At 72.3% G+C, this 483-nt stretch carries 1 protein-coding gene; it reads right to left on the bottom strand.

All coding sequences use genetic code 11. The features are described 5' to 3' along the window. Positions 1 to 483, bottom strand: a 483-nt coding sequence (locus ADL25_RS12445; protein ID WP_199839148.1) for a transposase, incomplete at both ends; no start/stop codon positions are given.

The following is a 483-nucleotide window of genomic DNA, read 5'->3' as shown; positions in this document are numbered from 1 at the left end:
TGGTGGTGCCATCCGTTCCAGGTCCGGCCCTCGAAATGGGCCAGGCCCAAGGCCTGTTTCATCTCCCGGTAGTCGTGCTCGATGCGCCAGCGGAGTTTGGCGAGGCGGACCAGTGTGGTCAGCGGCATGCCGGAGGGCAGGTCGGACAGCCAGTACTGCACCGGCTCGCTCTCGCCGGCGGGCCATTCGGCCAGCAGCCAGCACACGGGTAGTTCCGGGCCGTCGGTGGCCTGGCGGACCTCACGTCCGGCAGGCCGGACGCGCAGGGCCACGAAACGGGAGTACATCCGCTTGCGGCCCGAGCGGCCGGTGCCGGGCCGGGAGCCCTCCCGCCACTGCACCGGCCGAGCTGCCTTCCGTCCCGCCGCGATGACCAGCTCCCTCACTGACCGCGGCTTGTCGGGATACTTCGCCACCGGTGGGCGTCCGGTCCCGGAGTACGGCTCGGCCACCGGCACCGCCTCGGCGGGCTGGGCCGACAGC

Origin of the sequence: Streptomyces sp. NRRL F-5122 (assembly GCF_001507435.1) — a bacterium.
GTDB classification, from domain to species: domain Bacteria; phylum Actinomycetota; class Actinomycetes; order Streptomycetales; family Streptomycetaceae; genus Streptomyces; species Streptomyces lannensis.
This window is presented reverse-complemented; position numbering and strand designations above follow the sequence as displayed.